Consider the following 20,950-nt stretch of genomic DNA (forward strand, 5'->3'; position numbering starts at 1 on the left):
GCCCCGGGCGGGTGACATCCCGGCGCCGCCGAGGGAATATGCGGGCGTGCCCGCCCGTAAGCCCGGGGTGAACGCGCCCGCGTCCTTCCGCCAGCAACTGCTCGACGCCCTGCCCCGGGTGCGCCGCTACGCGCGCACCCTGTGCTTCGACGCCGCGTCCGTGGACGACCTGGTGCAGGCCACGGCACTGCGCGCGCTCAGCCACTGGCACCAGTACGACCCGCACCGCGAGATGCGGGTGTGGCTGCTGTCCATCGCCCACAACGCCCACCTCGATCGCCTGCGCCAGGAGCGGCGCCTGCACCTGCTGGAGCCGGACGAGCTGGCGGCGGCGGCGCAGGCTGCCCAGGAGGCCCGGGGCGACGCGGCCGGGGGCACCGCCGAACGCGTGGCCCTGCGGCTGGACCTGCTGGCCGGGCTGGCGCGCCTGACGCCGGCACACCGCGAGATCGTGCTGCTGGTGGCGGTGGAGGAGCTCAGCTACGCCGAGTGCGCCGAGGTGCTGGGCGTGCCGGCCGGCACGGTGATGTCGCGCCTGGCCCGGGCGCGCGCCGCGCTGCGCGCCGCGCTGGACAGTGGCCAGCGGGGCCGCGGCGGGCCCGCCGCCTTGCGCAGGGTGGTGTGATGGCGCCACCTTCCCCGGACGTCCGGCCCACCGACGACCAGCTGGGCGCCTGGCTCGACGGCGAGCTCGACGCGCCCACCCGGCAGCAGGTGGACGCCTGGCTGCAGCAGCACCCGGACGAGGCGGCCCGCTGGCGCCGATGGGGCGACGCGGAAGCCGCGCTGCGACAGGCGCTGGACGACGGGCTGCAGGAGCCGCTGCCCCCGCACTGGCGCGCCCTGGCGCTGCACGCCACGGGTGACCGGCGTGCCGCCGCGGCGCGCGGCGGGCCCGGCTGGCCGCTGGCCGCCGGCCTGGCGCTGGCCAGCGCCCTGGCGGGCGGCGCCGCGGGCGGGGGTGTCGCCTGGTGGTGGGCCGCGCCGACGCCGACCGTGGCTGCCGGCCCCGGCGCACCGGCCGCGACGCCACCCACGCCATGGCCCCGGCTGGCGGCTGCCGCCCACGCCGTCTACGTGCCCGAGCAGCGCCACCCCGTGGAGGTGGCGGTGGCCGGTGCCGGCGACACGGCCACCCGTCGCGCCCAGGAGGCGCACCTCGCCGGCTGGCTGACGCGCCGGCTCTCGGTGCCGGTGACCCTGTTCGACCTGCAGTCGCAGGGATTCGAGCTGGTGGGCGGCCGGCTGCTGCCCGAGCCCACCGGGCCCAGCGCCCAGCTCATGTACCAGGACGCCGCCGGCGTGCGGGTGACGGTGTACCTGCGCCGGCACGGCAGCGACACGCCCGCGGCGTTCCGCTACGAGGCGGTGGACGGCCTGGGGCTGTTCTACTGGGTGGACGGCCCGGTGGGCTACGCGCTGGTGGGCGCGCTGCCCCGCGAGCGCCTGCTGGCGCTGGCGCAGGACATCGCCCGGCAGGGCGGCTGAGGCGCGCGGGGCGCCGGCCTCATCGGCGCGGCGGCTCGTCCTTGAACGACTCCATGGGCAGCGTCACCGAGTAGTCGCTCGGCAGGGCGCCGCCGCGCGTGGACGCCGGGCCGGGGACGGGCGTGGCCGGCGCGTGGATCGGCACCGGCCGGGTGCCGCCGCCCAGGGCGCCCGGGCCGGAGCTGCGGCGGCTGTCCTGCCGGTAGCGCTCCAGCTCGGTCTCCAGCGCCTTGAGCTGGTCGCTGTGCGCCTTGTTGAGCCTGTCCACCTGCTCGACCATGGTCTTCATGAGCTGGGACAGCTCGCCGGTGTGCGCCTGCCGCAGCTCTTCCAGGGCCTGCTCCTGGCGCAGGCGCTCGGCCTGGCGCTCCTGCTCGCGCTCCTGCTGCTGGCGCGAGTGGGCCTCGGCCAGCGACTTGAGCTGGGCGCTGAGCTGCAGGTTGGCCGCGCGCAGTCGCTCGAGCAGGCGCTGCTGCGGGCTGGCGTCGCGGCCGGCCATGTCGCCGCCCGGTTGCGACGGCAGCGCGTCCGCCTCGTCGGTGTGCGGGTTGCCTCGACGGCCCCGCCGCCGGGCCGCGCCCAGCATCATGCCCAGGGCGAGCCCCACCGCCACGGCCAGCAGGGGCCACATCCATGCCATGTAGTCGTTCATGCGTCTTGATCCCCCCACCGCGCCGCTGCGGCCCGACCCGAGCGGCCTGGCGCCGAGGATGACATTGTGATGCGTCGGGCGCCCTTCGGCCGAGAAAGTGACGGGTGTTCACCCTGAGACACCCGCGCCAGGCGGGCGGCGCCGCCTCCTAGAATCGCCGCCCATGCCTGACTCCCCCCGGCCGCACGCGCTGGCTTCGCTGCACCGGCTGGTCCTGGTGGCGCTGCTGGGCTTCGCCTCGGGCCTGCCCCTGGCGCTCACCGGCCAGGCCATGCAGGCGTGGCTGAGCCAGGACGGCCTGGACATCAAGACCATCGGCTTCCTCAGCCTGGTGGGACTGCCGTACACCTTCAAGTTCCTCTGGGCGCCGCTGCTGGACCGGGTGGACCTGCCCGGGCTGTCGCGGCGGCGCGGCTGGCTGGTGCTGTCGCAGCTGGCGCTGGCGGGCGCCCTGTGGGCGATGGCGGGCGTGTCGCCACGCGACGAGCTGGCCCTGTTCGGCGGCCTGGCGGTGGGGGTGGCCTTCCTGTCCGCCACCCAGGACGCCGTCTACGACGCCTACCGCAGCGACCTGCTGCCGCCGCGCGAGCGGGGCCTGGGCGCCTCGCTCAACACCATGGGCTACCGGCTGGCGATGATCCTGTCGGGCGGCGTGGCCCTGATCTGGACCGACCCGGCGCAGGGCAACGGCTGGGGCTGGCCCGACGTCTACCGCCTGATGGCCGGGCTGATGGCCGGCGCGGCGGTGCTCAGCGCGCTCGCGCTGCCGGCGTTGCCGGCCCCGCCTGCCCGCCACACCCCCGTGCGGCGGGACCTGCTCGGCTTCCTGGCGGTGGCCGCCGCCGCGGCGGTGGGCTACCTGGCCACGCGCGCGGGCTTCGATGCCGCGCACGCCGTGCTGGCCACCCCGCTGGCCGAGCGGCCGGCGCTCAAGGGCTGGGTGGACCTGGGCGTGCTGCTGGCCGGCATCGGCCTGACCCTGCCGCTGGCGGCCTGGGCGGCGCGGCGGGCGCGTTTCGAGACGCTGCTGTCCGGCCTGGGCGACTACTTCCGCCAGCCCGGCGCGGCGGCGATGCTGGTGTTCATCGTGCTGTACAAGCTGGGCGACGCCTTCGCGGGCGCGCTGATGACGCCGTTCCTGCTGCAGAGCATGGCCTTCCCGCCGGCCGAGGTGGGGCTGGTGAACAAGGTGCTGGGCCTGTGGCTCACCATCCTGGGCGCGCTGCTGGGCGGGGCGCTCATGCTGCGCATCGGCCTGTGGCGTGCGCTCATGCTCTTCGGCGTGCTGCAGATGGCCAGCAACCTGGGCTTCTGGTGGCTGGCGGTGCACGGGCGTGGCGCGCTGCCCGGGCTGGTGGTGCCGGCCTTCGACCTGGGCTTCGTGCACCTGGCCACGCCCACGCCGGTGGATGGCGGGCTGCTGCTCGTCATCGCGCTGGAGAACCTGTCCGGCGGCATGGGCACGGCGGCCTTCCTGGCCTTCCTGATGAGCCTGACCACCCAGGCGTTCTCGGCCACCCAGTTCGCCATGCTCTCGGCCTTCGCGTCCGTGGGCCGGGTGTGGGTGGGGCCGCTGGCGGGCGTGCTGGCGGGCGCCATCGGCTGGCCGGTGTTCTTCATCGTCTCCACCGTGGTGGCGCTGCCGGCGCTGGGCCTGCTGTGGTGGCTGCGCGCGCCGGTGCGTGCGCTCGAGGTGCCGGCCGGCCCGCCACCGGCGGACGACTGACCGGCGTGCCCGGCGGTCGCCGCCGCGGGAGACCGGCGCCCTGCGCCGCGGCCGGCCAGCCGCCACAATGTCGGCTGCCCGGCGCCCGTGCCGCGCCGGCGTGCTGCCTGCCATGCCCGACCTGCGCCCCCTGCCTGCTGTGGCCGACCGGCCCGACGACGAACCCGAGCTCACCCTGCCGCCGCTGGCCCACCGCGGCGGCTGCACCTGCGCGCTGCACGCGCGCCGCCGTGCCGGCGGCTGGCTGCTGGCCGGCGCGGGCGCCGGCCTCTGGCCCGGGGCCGGCCAGGCGCAGGGCGTCGCCAAGGACGTCGGCGAGCAGTCCCGCTTCTCCGGCCTGGTGTCCGCGGAGGACGTGGAGAAGGCCGCCGCCGACCAGTACAGCCAGCTCAAGCGCGAGGCCGCGTCCAAGCGCCTGCTCGCGCCCGAGACCGACCCGCAGCTGCAGCGCCTGCGCGCCACGGCCGAGCGGATCATTCCCTTCTGCGCGCCCTGGAACAGCCGCGCCAAGGGCTGGCGCTGGGAGGTCATCCTCATCCGCAAGAAGGACCTCAACGCCTTCTGCATGCCCGGCGGCAAGATCGCCTACTTCGACGGCATCCTGCAGCGCCTGCAGCTGAGCGACGACGAGGTGGCGGTGATCATGGGCCACGAGATGGCGCATGCGCTGCGCGAGCACGCGCGCGAGCGCATGGGCAAGACCGTGGCCACGCGCGTGGGCGCGGGCCTGCTCAGCTCGCTGCTCGGCCTGGGCAACCTGGGCGATGCGGCGCTGAACATCGGCGCGCAACTGCTGACCCTGAAGTTCAGCCGCGAGGACGAATCCGAGGCCGACCTGGTGGGCCTGGAGCTGGCCGCCCGCGCCGGCTACAACCCGGCCGCGGGCGTGACGCTGTGGCAGAAGATGATGAAGGCCGCCGAAGGCGCGCCGCCCGAGTTCATGTCCACCCACCCGGCGGGTCCCACCCGCGTGCGCGACATCCAGCAGACGCTGCCCAAGGTGCAGCCGCTGTACGCCGGCGCGCCCAAGCCGCCGCGCGTCTACGGGCCGCCGCCGACCACGCCCTGAGGCACGGAGCGGCTCAGGTGCCGCGCACGTAGGGGTTGCTGCGACGCTCGCGGCCGAAGCTGCTCTCCGGCCCGTGGCCGGGGATGAACACCGTGTCGTCGCCCATGGGCCACAGGCGCTGCGTGATGCTGGCGATCAGCGTGTCGTGGTCGCCGCCCGGGAAATCGGTGCGGCCGATGGAGCCGGCGAACAGCACGTCGCCGACGAAGCACCGCTTCGCCTCGGCGCTGTAAAAGACCACATGGCCCGGCGTGTGGCCCGGGCAGTGGCGCACCTGCAGCGTGCTGCGGCCCAGTGTCACCGTGTCGCCATCGTCCAGCCAGCGCGTGGGCGTGAAGGGCTCGGCCGGCGCAAAGCCGAACATCGCCGCCTGCTGCGGCAGGCCGTCGATCCAGAACTGGTCGCCCGGGTGCGGGCCGATGATGGGCAGCCCCAGCTCCCGCGCCAGCGTGCCGGTGCCCCCGGCGTGGTCGATGTGGGCATGGGTCAGCCACAGCGCCTTCAGCGTGAGGCCCCGCTCGGCCACCGCGGCCTTCAGCCGCTCCACCTCGCCGCCCGGGTCGATCAACGCGGCCTCGTTCGTCTCGTCGCACCAGACGAGCGAGCAGTTCTGCTGGAAGGGCGTGACGGGCAGGGTCTGGTAGCGCAGCATGGGGTGATTGTGTCTCCGTCGCCACGCCGAGGCGCCTGCCAACTGGCGTATGATGATTGCCAAGTGGCAGGAGCAACAACATGAAGCCGTCCGGACAGCGTGGGCGACAAGCCGGTGCATGGGTCGCATTCCCGGGGTCCGGCGTCATGGCCCACGATGCGGTGATGAAGGGCGTGCCCGGCCGGGCCTTGACCCGCATCTGGGAAAGCACCCGAGGCAGCCTGCCTCCGGATGCCATCCTCAGGGCCATCGGGATCAGCGCGCGCACGGCGCACCGCATCAAGACGGATCCGGACAGGCCGTTGGATGCCCGCACAACGGACGGGATCTACCGCCTGGAGTCCGTGCGCGCCATGGCCGAAGACGTGCTGGGGAGCACCGAGGCCGCCAGCGAGTGGCTGAATGCCGAGGCGATGGGCCTGGAGTTCAGGAAGCCGATCGACCTGGTGAGCACCTCGCCGGGCGCCGAAGCCGTCAAGACCCTGCTGCAGCGCATGAAGCACGGGGTCTACGCGTGATTCCCCTGCCGGCGTCCCTGGGCGGCACCGGCGACCTCGCCGGTTGGACGCTGCAGGACGCGCGGCATACCGCCACCTGGAACTCGGGCATCGGCTCGGCCACGTACGGTGGGCGCTGGAACTCCATCGGCAGGCACGTGATCTACGCGGCCCTGGACCCGGCCACCGCCATTCTGGAGGTGGCGGTGCACAAGGGGTTCAGGGTGCTCAACACGGTCGCCCACGACCTCCACTCGTTCACGATCGTCGATCCCCGCCAGGTCCACGTCGTCCAGCCGGGCGACGTGCCCAATCCGCACTGGCTCCACCCCACGCCCCCAAACCCGGACCAGCAGGCGTTCGGCGACCAGCTGATCGACGCACACCCGTATGTGCTGGTGCCCAGCGCAGTGAGTCGGCACTCCTGGAACCTGCTCGTCAACGTCACGACGGCGCTGCCGCTGATGACCCGCGTCCAGTCCGAGCGATTCGCGCTGGATCCGCGGCTGCGCGCGCACCCCTGAGGCCCGCGCGCGCCGCCCGGCCGCCTCAGTGCCGCGGCACCGGCACCTCCTGCGGATCCGCCTGGGACATGTCGGGCAGGCGGTGCGCGATGCCCTTGTGGCAGTCGATGCAGGTCTTCTCGCCGCGTGCCAGGTAGCTGGAGTGCGCGTCCACCGCGCGCTTGCTCTGGCGGGTGAAGTCCATGGACTGGAACTGGTGGCAGTTGCGGCACTCGAGCGAGTCGTTGGACTTCATGCGCTCCCACTCGTGCTGCGCCAGCATCAGCCGCTTGGCCTCGAACTTCTCCGGCGTGTCGATGGTGCCGAAGATCTTGCCCCAGACCTCCTTGCTCGCCGCCATCTTGCGCGCCATCTTGGCCGTCCACTCGTGCGGCACGTGGCAGTCGGAGCACTTGGCGCGCACACCGCTGCGGTTGCTGAAGTGGATGGTGCTGCGCAGGTCCTGGTAGACGTTGTCGCGCATCTCGTGGCAGCCGGTGCAGAAGGCCTCGGTGTTGGTGGCCTCCATGGCGGTGTTGAAGCCGCCCCAGAAGAAGATGCCGGCCACGAAGCCCGCGATGGTGAGAAAGCCCAGGCTGAAGTAGCGGCTGGGCCGCCACAGCACCAGCCAGTAGCGGCGGGCAAGCTGGATCAGGCCGCGCATGGCGTCACTTCCTCGCCGGGCTGGCGGCCGGCGGCGGGTTGCTCAGCAGCACGTCGACGTCGACGAACCTGTTCTGCACCAGCGGGTTCAGCTGCGCCTGCGGCACATGGCACTGCAGGCAGAAGTAGCGCCGCGGCGACAGCTCCGCCAGGTGGTTGCCCTCGCGGTCCTGGAAGTGCGTCACGCTGATCATGGGCGCCTGGCTTTCCTGCGTCTTGGTGCGGGAATGGCAGAACATGCAGCGGTTGGCGTTCTTGTCGAGCTGGTAGCCGTCGATCTTGTGCGGGATGACCGGCGGCTGCATGGCATAGGCGCGCTGGCGCCGGATGTCGCTGTTGTCGGTGTTGGCGATGGGCGGCGGGGCCACGGTCTCGGTGATGGGGCCGCCGCGCATGCGGTCGGTCACGTCCACGGCACCGGCGGTGCCGCCGATCACGGCGGCCGCCAGCAGCAGCCAGGCAGGAAGGAAGCGCTTCACGTCGTGTCTCCTTGTGCGTCAGGCGGCAGCCGTCAGGCCACCTTGCGGATGGCGACCGCGCACTTCTTGAAGTCGGTCTGCAGCGAAATGGGGCAGGTGGCGTCCAGCGTCAGCTTGTTGATGAGCTGGCTGGCGTCGAACCACGGCATGTACACCAGGCCCTGCGGCGGCTTGTTGCGGCCGCGCGTCTCCACGCGGGTGCGCATGGTGCCGCGCCGGGTGGCCAGCTCGATGGTGTCGCCGCGGCGCACGCCCAGCTTCTGCGCGTCGTCGGGGTGCATGAAGCACACCGCGTTCGGGAAGGCCTTGTACAGCTCGGGCACGCGCCGCGTCATGGAACCCGAGTGCCAGTGCTCCAGCACGCGGCCGGTGCACAGCCAGTACGGGAAGTCCTTGTCCGGCTCCTCCGCCGCGGCCTCGTAGGGCAGGCCGATGATCACCGCCTTGCCGTCCGGGTTGCCGTAGAAGCGCACGCCCTCGCCCTTTTTCACGTACGGGTCATAGCCCTCGCGGTAGCGCCACTGCGTCTCCTTGCCGTTGACGACCGGCCAACGCAGGCCGCGGGTCTCGTGGTAGGTGTCGAAGGGCGCCAGGTCGTGGCCATGGTCGCGACCGAACTGCGCGTATTCCTCGAACAGGCCCTTCTGCACGTAGAAGCCGAAGGCGCGCGACTCGTCGTTGTCGTAGCCGGCGGGGATCTGCGCGGTGGGGAAGGCGTTGACCTTGCCGTTGGCGAAGAGCACGTCGAACAGGGTCTTGCCACGGTACTGCGGCGCCTTGGCCAGCAGCTCGGGCGTCCACACCTCCTCCATCCGGAAGCGCTTGGAGAACTCCATCAGCTGCCAGAGGTCGGACCGCGCCTCGCCCGGCGCCTTCACCATCTGGCGCCAGAACTGCGTGCGGCGCTCGGCGTTGCCGTAGGCGCCTTCCTTCTCCACCCACATGGCGGTGGGCAGGATGAGGTCGGCCGCCATGGTCGTCACCGTGGGGTAGGCGTCGGACACGACGATGAAGTTCGCCGGGTTGCGGTAGCCGGGATAGGCCTCCTGCAGGATGTTCGGCGCGGCCTGCATGTTGTTGTTGACCTGCACCCAGTAGGCGTTGAGCTTGCCGTCCTTGAGCATGCGGTTCTGCAGCACCGCGTGGTAGCCCGGCTTGTCGGGGATGGTGCCCGGTGGCAGCTGCCAGATGCCCTCGGCCATCTCGCGGTGCTTGGGGTTGAGCACCGACATGTCGGCCGGCAGCCGGTGGCTGAAGGTGCCGACCTCGCGCGCGGTGCCGCAGGCGCTGGGCTGGCCGGTGAGCGAGAACGGGCTGTTGCCCGGTTCGCTGATCTTGCCGGTGAGCAGGTGGATGTTGTAGAGCAGCTGGCTGCACCAGGTGCCGCGCGTGTGCTGGTTGAAGCCCATGGTGAAGAACGAGGTCACCTTGGTCTTGGGGTCGGCGTACAGCTGCGCCAGCTTCTCCAGCCGCTCCTTGGGCACGCGCGCCAGCTTGGCGACGCTGTCCACGTCGTAGGCGCTGACGAACTTGGCGTATTCCTCGAAGGTGGCCGGACGCATCGCGCCGGGGTCCTTGGTGTTCTTCGCCTTCTGCTGCAGCGCGTGCTCCGGGCGCAGTCCGTAGCCGATGTCCGTCTGGCCCATCACGAAGCGGGTGTGCCTGTTGACGAAATCCCGGTTCACCCGGTTGTTCTTGATGATGTAGTTGGCGATGTAGTTGAGGATCGCCAGGTCGGTCTGCGGGCGGAAGGTGAGCGTCAGGTCGGACAGGTCGTAGCAGCGGTGCTCGTACACCGACAGCGTGACCACCTGCACGTGCGGCGCGCTCAGGCGCCGGTCGGTCACGCGCGTCCACAGGATGGGGTGCATCTCGGCCATGTTCGAGCCCCACAGCACGAACGCGTCGGCGGCCTCGATGTCCTCGTAGCAGCCCATGGGCTCGTCCATGCCGAAGGTGCGCATGAAGCCGGCCACCGCGCTGGCCATGCAGTGGCGCGCGTTCGGGTCGATGTTGTTCGAGCGGAACCCGGCCTTGAACAGCTTGGCCGCGGCGTAGCCCTCCCAGATCGTCCACTGGCCCGAGCCGAACATGCCCACGCCGCTCGGGCCCTTGTCCTTCAGCGCCTTCTTGAACTGCTCGGCCATGACGTCGAACGCCCGGTCCCAGGACACGGGCTGGAACTCGCCGTTCTTGTCGTAGCGGCCGTCCTTCATGCGCAGCAGCGGCGTGGTCAGCCGGTCCTCGCCGTACATGATCTTGGACAGGAAGTAGCCCTTGACGCAGTTGATGCCGCGGTTGACCTGGGCATTGATGTCGCCGTGCGTGGCCACCACGCGGCCGTCCTTGACGGCCACGTTGACGCCGCAGCCCACGCCGCAGAAGCGGCAGGGCGCCTTGTCCCACTTGAGCTGGGTCCGGGACGCGTCGGTCACCACGTTGGCGGCGCCCGCGGGCAGGCCGGCGGCCGCGGCGGTGGTGGCCACGGCGGTGTCGCGAATGAAGTCTCGGCGGGTGGTCATGGGGTCTCCTGTGGCATGGTTTCGTTCATGGCGGCGGCGGGCTCGGCGTGCTGGTAGACCAGTGCCACGTCGACCACGCCGGGCAGGGCGCGCAGGGCATCGATGACGCGCATCACGCCATGCCCGCTGTCGGCCTCCACCACCACCACCACGCGGCCTTCGGCGGATGACTGGGCGACGTCGGTGCGGGGCAGGGCGCCGATGGCGTCGCAGGTGGCCGCCAGCCCCTCGGGCCGGGCGTGCACCAGCACGCCGGCGATGTGCAGCTCGGGCTCGGCGCTCATCCCGGCAGGTCCCCGGTGATGAGTTGGTACATCCAGACGATGAAGCCCCAGCCCCCGACCACCATGACGGCCAGCACGGGCGCCGTGACGACGGTGAGGAAGAGGAAGGTGCGCAGCTCTTCCTGGCGGGTGGAGGGCGGCTCGTCGCGTGCTCGGTCGTCCATCGGTGCGGCTCCAGTGTTGGCCAGCCGACGGCCCCGTGTGGCCGCCCGGCGAAGGCGGTGGCATGTTCGCGGCCGTTGCCTCGGCAGGATTGACGGATGTCAATTCTCACCGATGGTGCTCCGTCTGCGCCACAGAGACAACCACCCCGACCCGGGCGGGGCAAAGTGAATGCCGGGGCTATGCTCGGCAGCTTTTGCATAGACAGAGAGTCCGCACCGCATGAAACGCTGGCAGGCCGATACCTTGCTGCTCGCCGTGGCCGCCCTCTGGGGCCTGGCCTTCGTGCCGCAGTCCTGGGGCATGGACCACATGGGACCCTGGGGGTTCACCGGGGTGCGCTTTGCGCTGGGCGCCCTGGTGGTGCTGCCGCTGGCCTGGCGCGAGCGCACCCAGCCGGTGCCCGTGGTGCCCGCCGGCGGGCCGCCGCGCGCGCTGCTCCTGCTCGGCCTGGGCGGGCTCATCTTCCTGGGCGCCGCGCTGCAGCAGATCGGCCTGCTCACGACCAGCGTCACCAACGCCAGCTTCCTCACCGCGCTGTACGTGCCGCTGGTGCCGCTGCTGGCGTGGGGCGTGTTCCGGCGCCGCCCGCACCCGGTGGTGTGGCCGGCCGCGCTGGGCTGCCTGGCGGGCACCTGGCTGCTCACCGGCGCCGGCCCGGTGCAGATGGCCGCCGGCGACTGGTGGGTGATCGCCAGCAGCCTGCCGTGGGCGCTGCACGTGGTGCTGGTGGGCTGGACGGCCGGGCGGCTCGGCGCGCCGTACACGGTGGCCTTCACCCAGTTCGTGGTGTGCGCGGTGCTCAGCCTGACCGTGGCGGCGGCGCTGGAGACGCTGAGCTGGCAGGCGATCCGCGACGCCGGCTGGGCCCTGGCCTACACCGGCTTCATCTCCGTGGGCGTGGGCTACACCGCGCAGGTGGTGGCCCAGCGCCACACCCGCGAGGCGGATGCGGCCCTGCTGCTGTCCAGCGAGACGGTGTTCGCGGCGCTGTTCGGCGCCTGGCTGGCGGGCGACCGGCTCACGCCCAGCGGCTGGCTGGGTTGCGGCCTGATCCTGGCGTGCATCCTGGCCTCCCAGCTGGTGCCGCTGCTGGCGCGGCGCTGGCGCACGGCGGTGGCCTGAGCGGCCACGGCAGCCCCCTCAGGGCATCAGGGGATCAGAGCGTGAAGTCGTAGTCCACCACCAGCGGGGCGTGGTCGGAGAAGCGGCGCTCCAGGTAGATGTGCTCGCTCACGGCGTGCGCCGCCACGCCGGGCGTGGCCAGGTGGTAGTCGAGGCGCCAGCCGACGTTCTTGGCCCAGGCCTGGCCGCGGTTGCTCCACCACGTGTACTGCTCGGGCCGGTCGTTCAGGCGGCGGAACACGTCGCACAGGCCCGCCTCCTCCAGCAGCCGTGTCATCCAGGCGCGCTCCTCGGGCAGGAAGCCCGAGTTCTTCTGGTTGCCTTTCCAGTTCTTCAGGTCGATCTCCTTGTGGGCGATGTTGATGTCGCCCACCAGGATGAACTCCCGCTCGCCCTTCAGGGCCATCAGGTGGGGGTAGATGACCTCCAGGAACCGGTACTTGGCCGCCTGGCGCTCCTCGCCGGACGAGCCGCTGGGGAAGTAGCAGCTGATCAGGCTGAGCCGGCGGCCCGGCTTGTCGAAGCGCAGCTCGACATAGCGCCCTTCGGCGTCGAACTCGGGGCAGCGCAGGCCGGTGATGACGTCGCTGGGCGCGTGGCGCGTGTACATGCCGACGCCCGAATAGCCCTTCTTCTCGGCGAAGTGGAAGTGGCCGTCCATGCCGGCGACACGGTCGAATCGACCCACCACGTCCGCCGCCTGGGCCTTGACCTCCTGCACCCCCATACAATCGGCCCGGGTCTGCTCGGCCCATTCGACGAAGCCTTTGGTGGCCGCCGAACGGATGCCGTTGAGATTGAGCGTGACCAGCCGAAAACCCATGGGTGAGATGTCCTTGAACTCGAGCATGACCCCCACCGACCCGTTGGCGCAGGCCTTTGTGCAGTTCTCGGTGGAAGCCGGGGTGTTGCGCTTCGGCGACTTCAAGACCAAGGCCGGCCGCCAGTCGCCCTACTTCTTCAACACCGGCCTGTTCGACGACGGCGCGAAGCTCGCGAAGCTCGGCGAATTCTATGCACGGCGCCTCATCGCCTCGGGCATCGAGTTCGACATGCTCTTCGGCCCGGCCTACAAGGGCATCACCCTGGCCGCGGCCGTGGCCATCGGCCTGGCGCGCGAGGGCCGCAACGTGCCCTTCGCCTACAACCGCAAGGAAGCCAAGGACCACGGCGAGGGCGGCACGCTGGTGGGCGCACCGGTGGCGGGCCGCGTGCTCATCATCGACGACGTGATCACCGACGGCGGCTCCAAGCGCGAGGCGGCCGACATGATCCGCGCCGCCGGCGCCACGCCCGTGGGGGTGGCCATCACCATGGACCGCCAGGAGCGCGCCAAGGACGAGGGCGCCGACCGACGCTCCGGCGTGCAGTACGTGGAACAGGACCTCGGCCTGCGCGTGGTGTCCATCGCCACCCTGGCCGACCTGATGCAGTTCCTGGCCGCCAGCGACGACCCCGCCCTGCAGGCCAACGCCGAGCGGGTGACGGCCTACCGCGCCCGCTACGGCGTCTGAGCGCGCGCCCCATGCACGCCGCCTGCGCCGGGATCCTGGCCGTGGTGCTCGCCGGCCCCGCGGCGGCGACGCCTGCGCCGCCCCGGCCCAAGCCGGGCGAGGCGCCGGCCGCCTCCACCATCTACACCTGCACCGACAGCCAGGGCCGGCGGCTCAGCTCGGACCGGCCCATTCCCGAGTGCATGGCCAAGGACCAGCAGCTGCTCAACCGCGACGGCAGCGTGCGCGCCGTGGTGCCGCCCGCGATGAGCCCGGAGGAGGCCGCGAAGAAGGAGGCGGCACGCCGGGCCGTCGAACAGGCCCGCGCCGCCCGCGAGGCGGAAGCCCGGCGCGACCGCGCCCTGCTGGCCCGCTACCCCGACGCCGCCACCCACGACGCGGCCCGCGCCCGCGCCCAGGAGCCCGTCACCCGCCAGATCGAGACCGCCCAGCGCCGCCTCAAGGAGCTGGAGCGCGAGGGCGAGCAGCTGCAGCAGGAACGCGAGGCGCTGGGCGCCCGGCCGGTGTCGCAGGCGCTGCGCCACCGGCTGGCGGCCAACGAGGGCGCCATCGAGGCCCAGCTCACCATCCTGCGCGGCCAGGAAGCCGAACGCGACCGCCTGAACCGGCAGTTCGACCTGGAGATGACGCGGCTGCGCGCCCTGTGGGCGGGCGCCGCACCGGGCGCGATGGGGCCGCTCACCGGCCCGGCCACCCCCGCCCCCGCGCGCGACGCCGCCTCGGGAGCGACGCCGTGAGTCGGCACCGCGGCCTGCTCACCCGCGTGGCGCGCATGGTGCTGCGGGCCGGCGTGTGCCTGGGCCCGGCCGGCGTGGCCGTGGCGGCACCGGCCGACTACCGCTGCGCCGACGGCCAGGTGCTCACGGTGGACTTCACCCCCCGCACCGCGCAGGCCCGCCTCGGCCCGCAGGCCTGGACGCTGCAGCGCGTGCGCAGCGGCCGCGAGGCGCGCTACGTGGGCCGCGACGGCGTGGCCATCGTGCTGCGCCGCAGCGACGCCGAGCTGCAGCGGCGTGACGCGCCGCCGCTGGCCTGCCGCCTGGTGCTGCGCTCGCCGGAGGCCGGCGCCAGCCCGCGGCCGGCCCGCTGACACCCCGGCATCGGCGCCTCAGGCGCCCAGGCGGGCCCGCAGCAGCTCGCCGGCCTGGGCCGGGTTCGCCTTGCCCTTGCTGGCCTTCATCACCTGGCCGACGAGCGCATTGAAGGCCTTGTCCTTGCCGGCGCGGAACTCCTCCACCGACTTGGCATTGGCGGCGATCACCTCGTCGACGATCTTCTCCAGCGCGCCCGTGTCGTTCATCTGCTTCAGGCCCTTGGCCTCGATGACCGCGTCGACGCTCGAGGTCTCGCCGGTCCACAGGGCATCGAAGACCTGGCGGGCCGCGTTGTTGGAGACGGTGCCGTCCTGGATGCGGCCGATCAGCGCGGCCAGGGTGGCCGGCGCCACCGGCGCGGCGTCGATCTCGCGGTCCTCGGCGTTCAGGCGCTTGCTGATCTCGCCCATGAGCCAGTTGGCCACCAGCTTGGGCTGGCCGCAGGCGTCGCGCGCCGCCTCGTAGTAGCGCGCGAAGGCCAGGCTCTGCGTCATCATGGACGCGTCGTAGGCCGGCAGGCCGTCGGCGGCCACGAAACGAGCGGCCATCGCACCGGGCAGCTCCGGCATCCCGGCCCGCACCGTGTCCACCCAGTCCGGCGCGATCACCAGCGGCGGCAGGTCCGGGTCGGGGAAGTAGCGGTAGTCGTGCGCGTCTTCCTTGGTGCGCATGGCGCGCGTGGCGCCGCGGCCGCCGTTGGCACCCGGGTCGAACAGCACCGTGGCCTGGCGGATGGCGCGGCCATCCTCCAGCTCGTCGATCTGCCAGTTCACCTCGGCCTCGATGGCCTGCTGCAGGAAGCGGAAGCTGTTGAGGTTCTTGATCTCGCGCCGCGTGCCATAGGGCTCGCCCGGCCGGCGCACCGACACGTTGGCGTCGCAGCGGAAGCTGCCTTCCTGCATGTTGCCGTCGCAGATGCCCAGCCACACCACCAGGCCGTGCAGCGCCTTGGCGTAGGCCACGGCCTCGGCGGCCGAGCGCATGTCCGGCTCCGTCACGATCTCAAGCAGCGGGGTGCCGGCACGGTTCAGGTCGATGCCCGAGCAACCCGGCGTGTGCAGCCCCTCGTGCATGGACTTGCCCGCGTCCTCCTCGAGGTGCGCGCGGGTCAGCCGCACGGTCTTCACCGCATCGCCCACGTAGCAGGCCAGGCTGCCGCCCTGCACCACCGGGATCTCGTACTGGCTGATCTGGTAGCCCTTGGGCAGGTCGGGGTAGAAGTAGTTCTTGCGCGCGAAGATGGACAGCGGCGCCACCTTGGCACCCACCGCCAGGCCGAAGCGGATGGCCCGCTCCACCGCCCCGCGGTTGAGCACCGGCAGCGTGCCGGGCAGGGCCAGGTCGACCGGGCAGGCCTGGGTGTTGGGCTCGGCGCCGAAGCGCGTGGAGGCGCCGGAGAAGATCTTGGACGCGGTGGACAGCTGCGCGTGCGTCTCGAGGCCGATCACGACCTCGTAGCCGCGCACGAGTTGGGGGGCGGTGCTCATTGCGGGCGGCGTGTGTGGAAGTCGGTCGCTTGCTGGAAGGCGTGCGCAGCGTGCAGCAGCTGTCCTTCGGCGAAGTAGTTGCCGATGAGCTGCAGGCCCACGGGCATGCCCTGCGCGCCGAAGCCGGCCGGCACGCTCATGCCGGGCAGGCCGGCCAGGCTCGCGGGCAGGGTGAAGATGTCGGCCAGGTAGGCCTGGATCGGGTCCTCGCCCTGCTCGCCGAGCTTCCACGCCACCGAAGGCGCCACCGGGCCGGCGATCAGGTCGCACTGCTGGAAGCAGGCCTGGAAGTCGTCGGCGATCATGCGGCGCAGCTTCTGCGCCTGCAGGTAGTAGGCGTCGTAGTAGCCGTGGCTCAGCACATAGGTGCCGATCATGATGCGGCGCTTCACCTCCGGCCCGAAGCCCTCGGAGCGCGACCGGCGGTACATGTCCTGCAGGTCGCCGTGCTGCGCCGCGCGGTGGCCGTAGCGCACGCCGTCGAAGCGCGACAGGTTCGAGCTCGCCTCGGCCGGCGCGATGATGTAGTACACGGGAATCGACAGCTCGGTGCGCGGCAGGCTCACGTCGACCAGCGTCGCACCGAGCGCTTCCATCTGCCCCAGCGCCTCGCGCACGCGGCCTTCCACGTCGGCGGCCAGCGCGGCGGGGAAGAACTCGCGCGGCAGCCCGATGCGCAGGCCCTTGAGCGGCTGGGCGGCGGTGGCGCCGTCGCGCGGCTGGCGCATGGCGGCGGCGTAGTCCTGGGGCGGGCGCTGGGCGCTGGTGGCGTCGCGCTCGTCGAAGCCGCTCATCGCCGACAGCAGCAGGGCGCAGTCCTCGGCCGAGCGCGCCATGGGGCCGGCCTGGTCCAGGCTGGACGCGAAGGCGATCATCCCGTAGCGCGAGCACACGCCGTACGTGGGCTTGATGCCGGTGATGCCGGTGAAGCCGGCCGGCTGCCGGATGGAGCCGCCGGTGTCGGTGCCGGTGGCCGCGGGCACCAGGCCGGCCGCCACGGCGGCGGCCGAGCCACCCGAGGACCCGCCGGGCACGCGGGCGGTGTCCCACGGGTTGCGCACGGGCCCGAAGGCCGAGTTCTCGTTGGCCGAGCCCATGGCGAACTCGTCGCAGTTGAGCTTGCCCAGGCTCACGGCGCCGGCCTCGGCCAGGCGCGCCACCACCGTGGCGTCGAAGGGGCTGGCGTAGCCGGCCAGCATCTTCGAGCCGGCGGTGGAGGGATGGCCGCGGGTGACGAAGATGTCCTTGTGGGCCAGCGGCACACCGGCGAGCGCGCCGGCCCGGCCGGCGGCGCGGGCGGCGTCGGCGGCACGCGCCGCCTGGCGGGCGCCGTCGGCGTCCACGTGCAGGAACGCGCCGAGCTCACGTGCATCGGCCACGCGGGCCAGCAGGTGGTCCACCAGCTCGGCGCTGGAGAAGGCCCTGGCCTGCAGGCCGCGCAGCACGTCGGCCACGCCCAGGTCGTGCAGGGGGCGCTGGGTGGGGTCGCTCATTCGATCACCTTGGGCACGAGGAACAGGCCGTCCTCCAGGGCGGGGGCGCTGGCCTGGTTGGCCGTGCGGTCGACAGTCTCGGTGACCGCGTCGTCGCGCAGACGCAGTGCCACCTCGTGCACCGCCGACAGCGGGGTGTACAGCGGCTCGACGCCGCGGGTGTCCACCGCGCTCATCTGCTCGACGATGCGGAAGAAGCCATTGAGCTGGGCCAGCATCGCGTCGGCCTCGGCGGGCGGCAGTTCCAGCCGGGCCAGGTCGGCGATGCGGCTCACGTCCTCGGAGGTGAGTGCCATGGGTGTGCAGTGGGAGGTCGGGAGCGACCGGCGCCACGCGGCCGGACGCGAAAAATAGGGGCGCCGCTCCTGCGGTCATGAGAGGGGCTTGCGTTATTATCCCCGGTTATCCACAAGCCGCCGGAGCCCCCGTGTCGCGGCCTGCGTCGCAGGCGTCGCCGGCACGTGAATCCTCGGCGCCCCGGTGCGGTTCTTCGTGAATCGCACCGCCGCGCGAAACAGGCGGTGTCGTGGGACACCCTTGGAATCCCCGTTCGCGGTGATCCGGCCCGACACTGCGCCGGGTCATCCACCGCCCGCCGCCGCCCGCCCGCCCACCCACGCGCCGCGCCTTTCACCATGCCGCCCCTGCGCCACCGAGCCCCCGCCGCGTCGTTCGCCGGCCACCGGCCGTGCGCCACGGGGCCGCTGCGCCGCGGCACCTGACCGACCCAACATGTTCGCTCCCCTGCGTCGCTACTTCTCGACCGACCTCGCCATCGACCTCGGCACCGCCAACACGCTCATCTACGTGCGCGGCAAGGGCATCGTGCTGGACGAGCCCTCGGTGGTCTCCATCCGCCACGAAGGCGGCCCCAGCGGCAAGAAGACCATCCAGGCCGTGGGCCACGAGGCCAAGGCCATGCTCGGCAAGGTGCCCGGCAACATCGAGGCGATCCGCCCGATGAAGGACGGCGTGATCGCCGACTTCACCGTCACCGAGCAGATGCTCAAGCAGTTCATCAAGATGGTCCACCCGGCCTCGCTGCTCAAGCCCAGCCCCCGGATCATCATCTGCGTGCCCTGCGGCTCCACCCAGGTGGAGCGCCGCGCCATCCGCGAGTCGGCGCTCGGCGCCGGCGCCTCCGAGGTCTACCTGATCGAGGAGCCCATGGCCGCCGCGATCGGCGCCGGCCTGCCGGTGAGCGAGGCCTCCGGCTCCATGGTGGTGGACATCGGCGGCGGCACCACCGAGGTGGGCGTCATCTCGCTGGGCGGCATGGTCTACAAGGGCTCGGTGCGCGTCGGCGGCGACAAGTTCGACGAAGCCATCATCAACTACATCCGCCGCAACTACGGCATGCTCATCGGCGAGCCCACCGCCGAGGCGATCAAGAAGAGCATCGGCTCGGCCTTCCCCGGCAGCGAGGTGAAGGAAATGGAAGTCAAGGGCCGCAATCTCTCCGAGGGCGTGCCGCGCAGCTTCACCATCAGCTCCAACGAGATCCTGGAGGCCCTCACCGACCCGCTGAACCAGATCGTCAGCTCGGTGAAGAACGCCCTGGAGCAGACGCCGCCCGAGCTGGGCGCCGACATCGCCGAGCGCGGCATGATGCTCACCGGCGGCGGCGCGCTGCTGCGCGACCTGGACCGCCTGCTGGCGGAGGAAACCGGCCTGCCGGTGCTGGTGGCCGAGGACCCGCTGACCTGCGTGGTGCGCGGCTGCGGCATGGCGCTGGAGCGCATGGAGCGCCTGGGCTCCATCTTCACCTCGGAGTAACTTGGACACCCGGTCTCGGGGTACCTCGCCCACCCTCCGGGAGGGTTGTCCCGCCCATCCCCCCGCCTGAGCCATGCCCCTCGGCACGCTCGACCGATCGCCACCGCCGTTCTTCCGCCAGGGCCTGCCCGCACGGACGAAGCTCGTGCTGTTCTCGGCGCTGTCGGTGTTCCTCATGGCGGCCGACACGCGCCTGGCGCTGGTGCAGCCGCTGCGCGCCGCCGCCGCCACGGCGCTGCGTCCGGTGGTGCAGGTGCTCAGCCTGCCGGTTGCGGCCACCTCCGCCGCGGGGGACTACCTCGGCGGCCTGCAGGCCGCGCGCACGGCCGAGGACGCCGCGCGCGCCCGCCTGGCGGCGCAGGCCGAGCGGGCGGCCCGGTCCGACCAGCTCGCCACGGAAAACGCGCGCCTGCGCGCCCTGCTGGAGCTGCGCCCGGCGCTGCAGGTGAAGTCGCTGGCCGCCGAGGTGCTGTACGAGGCGCCCGACCCCTTCTCGCACAAGCTGTTCCTCGACCGCGGCAGCCAGCAGGGCGTGGCCGCCGGCGCGCCCGTGGTGAACGAGGCGGGCGTGCTGGGCCAGGTGACCCGCGTGTACCCCTGGTCCGCCGAGGTGACCCTGCTGGTGGACAAGGACGCGGCCATCCCGGTGGTGAACACGCGCACCCAGCACCGCAGCGCCGCCTTCGGCAGCGGGGACGGCGGCACGCTGGAGCTGCGCTTCGTGGCGGGCAACGACGACGTGCGTGCCGGCGACGAGCTCGTCACCAGCGGCGGTGACGGCGTCTACCCCGCCGGCCTGCCGGTGGCCAAGGTGCTGAGCGTGGACCGCCGCGCCGATTCGGCCTTCGCCCGCATCAGCCTGGCACCGGCCGCCCAGCCCGACGGCGTGCGCCACGTGCTGGTGCTGGAGCCGCTGTCGCTGCAGCTGCCGCCGCGCCCCGAGCCGGCCGCCTCCGAGCCCGCGCGGCCGCGCGCCGGCACGCGGCCGGCCAAGGGGGCCAGCGCATGATCATGCCGCGTGGGGCCGGCCAGCTGCTGCTGCCGGTCAACCCGTTCTTCCTGTGGTTCACGCTGCTGGCGGCGTTCGCCCTCAACCTGCTGCCCGTGGGCCGGCAACCGGCCATGCCCGACTGGGTGGCGCTGACGCTGGTGTTCTGGAACGTGCACCAGCCGCGGCGCGTGGGCATCGGCTGGTCCTTCGTGTTCGGCCTGCTGCTGGACGTGCACGCCGGCTCGCTGCTGGGCCAGCACGCCCTGGCCTACACGGTGCTCAGCTACCTGGCCACCATGATCCACCGCCGCCTGCTGTGGTTCGCCCTGCCGCAGCAGATGCTGCAGGTGCTGCCGCTGTTCCTGGCCGCCCATGTGGCGTCGCTGCTGGTGCGCCTGGCGGTGGGCGACAGCTTCCCCGGCTGGTCGCTGTTCATCGCGCCGCTGATCGAGACCGCACTGTGGCCCGTGGCCTCCGTGCTGCTGCTCGCCCCCCAGCGCCGCCCGCCCGACCCCGACAAGAACCGCCCGCTGTGATGCCGATCGCGTCCGCAGGCCAGCGCACGGCCGCCCCGAAGCGGCCTGCGACCCCCTCGGGGGGTCGACGGGCGTACCCGCCCGGCGGGGGGCACCACGCAGCCCAGCGCACGGCCGCCCCGAAGCGGCCTGCGACCCCCTCGGGGGGTCGACGGGCGTACCCGCCCGGCGGGGGGCACCACGCAGGCCCTCGCACGGCCGCGGCGGAGCGGCCGGCGACCCCCTCGGGGGGGGGGG

At 72.5% G+C, this 20,950-nt stretch carries 24 protein-coding genes; 13 read left to right on the forward strand and 11 right to left on the reverse strand.

What is annotated here, in order from left to right:
- The first annotated feature begins 46 nt into the window (after window positions 1–46).
- Window positions 47–625, forward strand: coding sequence for an RNA polymerase sigma factor (locus ACE3UN_RS15020; protein WP_374675782.1), 579 nt, complete (start codon window positions 47–49; stop codon window positions 623–625).
- Window positions 625–1,488: an anti-sigma factor gene (locus ACE3UN_RS15025; protein ID WP_374675783.1), complete on the forward strand. Its 864-nt coding sequence runs from the start codon at window positions 625–627 to the stop codon at window positions 1,486–1,488. The genes ACE3UN_RS15020 and ACE3UN_RS15025 overlap by 1 nt, the downstream gene beginning before the upstream one ends.
- Before the next feature lie 19 nt (window positions 1,489–1,507).
- Here ACE3UN_RS15025 and ACE3UN_RS15030 read toward each other — a convergent pair whose 3' ends face one another.
- Complete coding sequence (locus tag ACE3UN_RS15030) at window positions 1,508–2,140, reverse strand: hypothetical protein (protein ID WP_374675784.1); 633 nt, start codon at window positions 2,138–2,140, stop codon at window positions 1,508–1,510.
- A gap of 163 nt (window positions 2,141–2,303) precedes the next feature.
- Here ACE3UN_RS15030 and ACE3UN_RS15035 point away from each other — a divergent pair, with 163 nt between their 5' ends.
- Together ACE3UN_RS15035 and ACE3UN_RS15040 are read left to right on the forward strand one after the other, a co-directional pair.
- Window positions 2,304–3,866 (forward strand): MFS transporter, encoded by a 1,563-nt coding sequence (locus ACE3UN_RS15035; RefSeq protein ID WP_374675785.1) that lies wholly within the window; start codon window positions 2,304–2,306, stop codon window positions 3,864–3,866.
- Window positions 3,867–3,978: 112 nt separating this feature from the next.
- Window positions 3,979–4,935, forward strand: a complete 957-nt coding sequence (locus ACE3UN_RS15040) for a M48 family metallopeptidase (RefSeq protein WP_374675786.1) — start codon at window positions 3,979–3,981, stop codon at window positions 4,933–4,935.
- Between the two features lie 13 nt (window positions 4,936–4,948).
- On the opposite strand, the gene ACE3UN_RS15045 is transcribed toward ACE3UN_RS15040, so the two are convergent.
- Window positions 4,949–5,587, reverse strand: a complete 639-nt coding sequence (locus ACE3UN_RS15045) for an MBL fold metallo-hydrolase (RefSeq protein WP_374675787.1) — start codon at window positions 5,585–5,587, stop codon at window positions 4,949–4,951.
- Between the two features lie 80 nt (window positions 5,588–5,667).
- On the opposite strand from ACE3UN_RS15045, the gene ACE3UN_RS15050 reads away from it, so the two are divergent.
- The gene (locus tag ACE3UN_RS15050) at window positions 5,668–6,105 is read left to right on the forward strand and encodes an antitoxin Xre/MbcA/ParS toxin-binding domain-containing protein (protein WP_374675788.1); all 438 of its coding nucleotides are present in this window, start codon (window positions 5,668–5,670) and stop codon (window positions 6,103–6,105) included.
- On the forward strand, window positions 6,102–6,608 hold the full coding sequence (locus ACE3UN_RS15055) for an RES family NAD+ phosphorylase (RefSeq protein ID WP_374675789.1): 507 nt from the start codon (window positions 6,102–6,104) through the stop codon (window positions 6,606–6,608). Before ACE3UN_RS15050 ends, ACE3UN_RS15055 begins: the two co-directional genes overlap by 4 nt.
- A 25-nt stretch (window positions 6,609–6,633) precedes the next feature.
- Here ACE3UN_RS15055 and ACE3UN_RS15060 read toward each other — a convergent pair whose 3' ends face one another.
- The 5 genes from ACE3UN_RS15060 to ACE3UN_RS15080 all read right to left on the reverse strand — a co-directional run bounded on the left by ACE3UN_RS15060 (window position 6,634) and on the right by ACE3UN_RS15080 (window position 10,699).
- On the reverse strand, window positions 6,634–7,251 hold the full coding sequence (locus ACE3UN_RS15060) for a NapC/NirT family cytochrome c (protein ID WP_374675790.1): 618 nt from the start codon (window positions 7,249–7,251) through the stop codon (window positions 6,634–6,636).
- Between the two features lie 4 nt (window positions 7,252–7,255).
- Window positions 7,256–7,645, reverse strand: a complete 390-nt coding sequence (locus ACE3UN_RS15065) for a nitrate reductase cytochrome c-type subunit (RefSeq protein ID WP_374675808.1) — start codon at window positions 7,643–7,645, stop codon at window positions 7,256–7,258.
- A gap of 116 nt (window positions 7,646–7,761) precedes the next feature.
- Complete coding sequence (gene napA / locus ACE3UN_RS15070) at window positions 7,762–10,251, reverse strand: periplasmic nitrate reductase subunit alpha (RefSeq protein ID WP_374675791.1); 2,490 nt, start codon at window positions 10,249–10,251, stop codon at window positions 7,762–7,764.
- Window positions 10,248–10,535 carry a chaperone NapD gene (locus ACE3UN_RS15075; RefSeq protein WP_374675792.1) on the reverse strand — a complete coding sequence of 96 codons (288 nt, stop codon included), beginning with the start codon at window positions 10,533–10,535 and terminating at the stop codon, window positions 10,248–10,250. Before ACE3UN_RS15075 ends, napA begins: the two co-directional genes overlap by 4 nt.
- Window positions 10,532–10,699 (reverse strand): periplasmic nitrate reductase, NapE protein, encoded by a 168-nt coding sequence (locus ACE3UN_RS15080; RefSeq protein WP_374675793.1) that lies wholly within the window; start codon window positions 10,697–10,699, stop codon window positions 10,532–10,534. Before ACE3UN_RS15080 ends, ACE3UN_RS15075 begins: the two co-directional genes overlap by 4 nt.
- Before the next feature lie 220 nt (window positions 10,700–10,919).
- Between ACE3UN_RS15080 and ACE3UN_RS15085 the strand changes: the two genes are divergently transcribed.
- Window positions 10,920–11,822 carry a DMT family transporter gene (locus ACE3UN_RS15085; protein WP_374675794.1) on the forward strand — a complete coding sequence of 301 codons (903 nt, stop codon included), beginning with the start codon at window positions 10,920–10,922 and terminating at the stop codon, window positions 11,820–11,822.
- A 34-nt stretch (window positions 11,823–11,856) separates the two neighbouring features.
- On the opposite strand, the gene ACE3UN_RS15090 is transcribed toward ACE3UN_RS15085, so the two are convergent.
- Window positions 11,857–12,645 carry an exodeoxyribonuclease III gene (locus tag ACE3UN_RS15090; protein WP_374675795.1) on the reverse strand — a complete coding sequence of 263 codons (789 nt, stop codon included), beginning with the start codon at window positions 12,643–12,645 and terminating at the stop codon, window positions 11,857–11,859.
- Window positions 12,646–12,670: 25 nt separating this feature from the next.
- Between ACE3UN_RS15090 and pyrE the strand changes: the two genes are divergently transcribed.
- The 3 genes from pyrE to ACE3UN_RS15105 are packed head-to-tail and all read left to right on the forward strand — an operon-like array spanning window position 12,671 to window position 14,426.
- Window positions 12,671–13,336 carry an orotate phosphoribosyltransferase gene (pyrE, locus tag ACE3UN_RS15095; protein WP_374675796.1) on the forward strand — a complete coding sequence of 222 codons (666 nt, stop codon included), beginning with the start codon at window positions 12,671–12,673 and terminating at the stop codon, window positions 13,334–13,336.
- Window positions 13,337–13,347: 11 nt separating this feature from the next.
- Entirely contained in the window at window positions 13,348–14,073 is a 726-nt protein-coding gene (locus ACE3UN_RS15100) for a DUF4124 domain-containing protein (RefSeq protein ID WP_374675797.1), read from the forward strand.
- Window positions 14,070–14,426 (forward strand): MliC family protein, encoded by a 357-nt coding sequence (locus tag ACE3UN_RS15105; protein ID WP_374675798.1) that lies wholly within the window; start codon window positions 14,070–14,072, stop codon window positions 14,424–14,426. Before ACE3UN_RS15100 ends, ACE3UN_RS15105 begins: the two co-directional genes overlap by 4 nt.
- Window positions 14,427–14,444: 18 nt before the next feature.
- On the opposite strand, the gene gatB is transcribed toward ACE3UN_RS15105, so the two are convergent.
- From gatB to gatC, 3 genes are read right to left on the reverse strand one after another with little or no spacing between them, the layout of a single operon-like run.
- A complete protein-coding gene (gene gatB, locus ACE3UN_RS15110) occupies window positions 14,445–15,917 on the reverse strand; it encodes an Asp-tRNA(Asn)/Glu-tRNA(Gln) amidotransferase subunit GatB (RefSeq protein ID WP_374675799.1) in 1,473 nt (490 codons plus the stop codon).
- Window positions 15,914–17,410, reverse strand: a complete 1,497-nt coding sequence (gene gatA / locus ACE3UN_RS15115) for an Asp-tRNA(Asn)/Glu-tRNA(Gln) amidotransferase subunit GatA (RefSeq protein ID WP_374675800.1) — start codon at window positions 17,408–17,410, stop codon at window positions 15,914–15,916. The genes gatB and gatA overlap by 4 nt, the downstream gene beginning before the upstream one ends.
- A complete protein-coding gene (gatC, locus tag ACE3UN_RS15120) occupies window positions 17,407–17,706 on the reverse strand; it encodes an Asp-tRNA(Asn)/Glu-tRNA(Gln) amidotransferase subunit GatC (RefSeq protein WP_374675801.1) in 300 nt (99 codons plus the stop codon). The genes gatA and gatC overlap by 4 nt, the downstream gene beginning before the upstream one ends.
- 436 nt (window positions 17,707–18,142) lie before the next feature.
- Here gatC and ACE3UN_RS15125 point away from each other — a divergent pair, with 436 nt between their 5' ends.
- From ACE3UN_RS15125 to mreD, 3 genes are all read left to right on the forward strand, one after another.
- Window positions 18,143–19,186 carry a rod shape-determining protein gene (locus ACE3UN_RS15125; RefSeq protein ID WP_374675802.1) on the forward strand — a complete coding sequence of 348 codons (1,044 nt, stop codon included), beginning with the start codon at window positions 18,143–18,145 and terminating at the stop codon, window positions 19,184–19,186.
- Window positions 19,187–19,259: 73 nt separating this feature from the next.
- Window positions 19,260–20,195, forward strand: a complete 936-nt coding sequence (gene mreC / locus ACE3UN_RS15130; RefSeq protein ID WP_374675803.1) for a rod shape-determining protein MreC — start codon at window positions 19,260–19,262, stop codon at window positions 20,193–20,195.
- Window positions 20,192–20,713: a rod shape-determining protein MreD gene (gene mreD / locus ACE3UN_RS15135; protein WP_374675804.1), complete on the forward strand. Its 522-nt coding sequence runs from the start codon at window positions 20,192–20,194 to the stop codon at window positions 20,711–20,713. Before mreC ends, mreD begins: the two co-directional genes overlap by 4 nt.
- The last annotated feature ends 237 nt before the right edge of the window (window positions 20,714–20,950 follow it).

The organism is Ideonella sp. (assembly GCF_041918995.1).
Taxonomy (GTDB): domain Bacteria; phylum Pseudomonadota; class Gammaproteobacteria; order Burkholderiales; family Burkholderiaceae_C; genus Ideonella.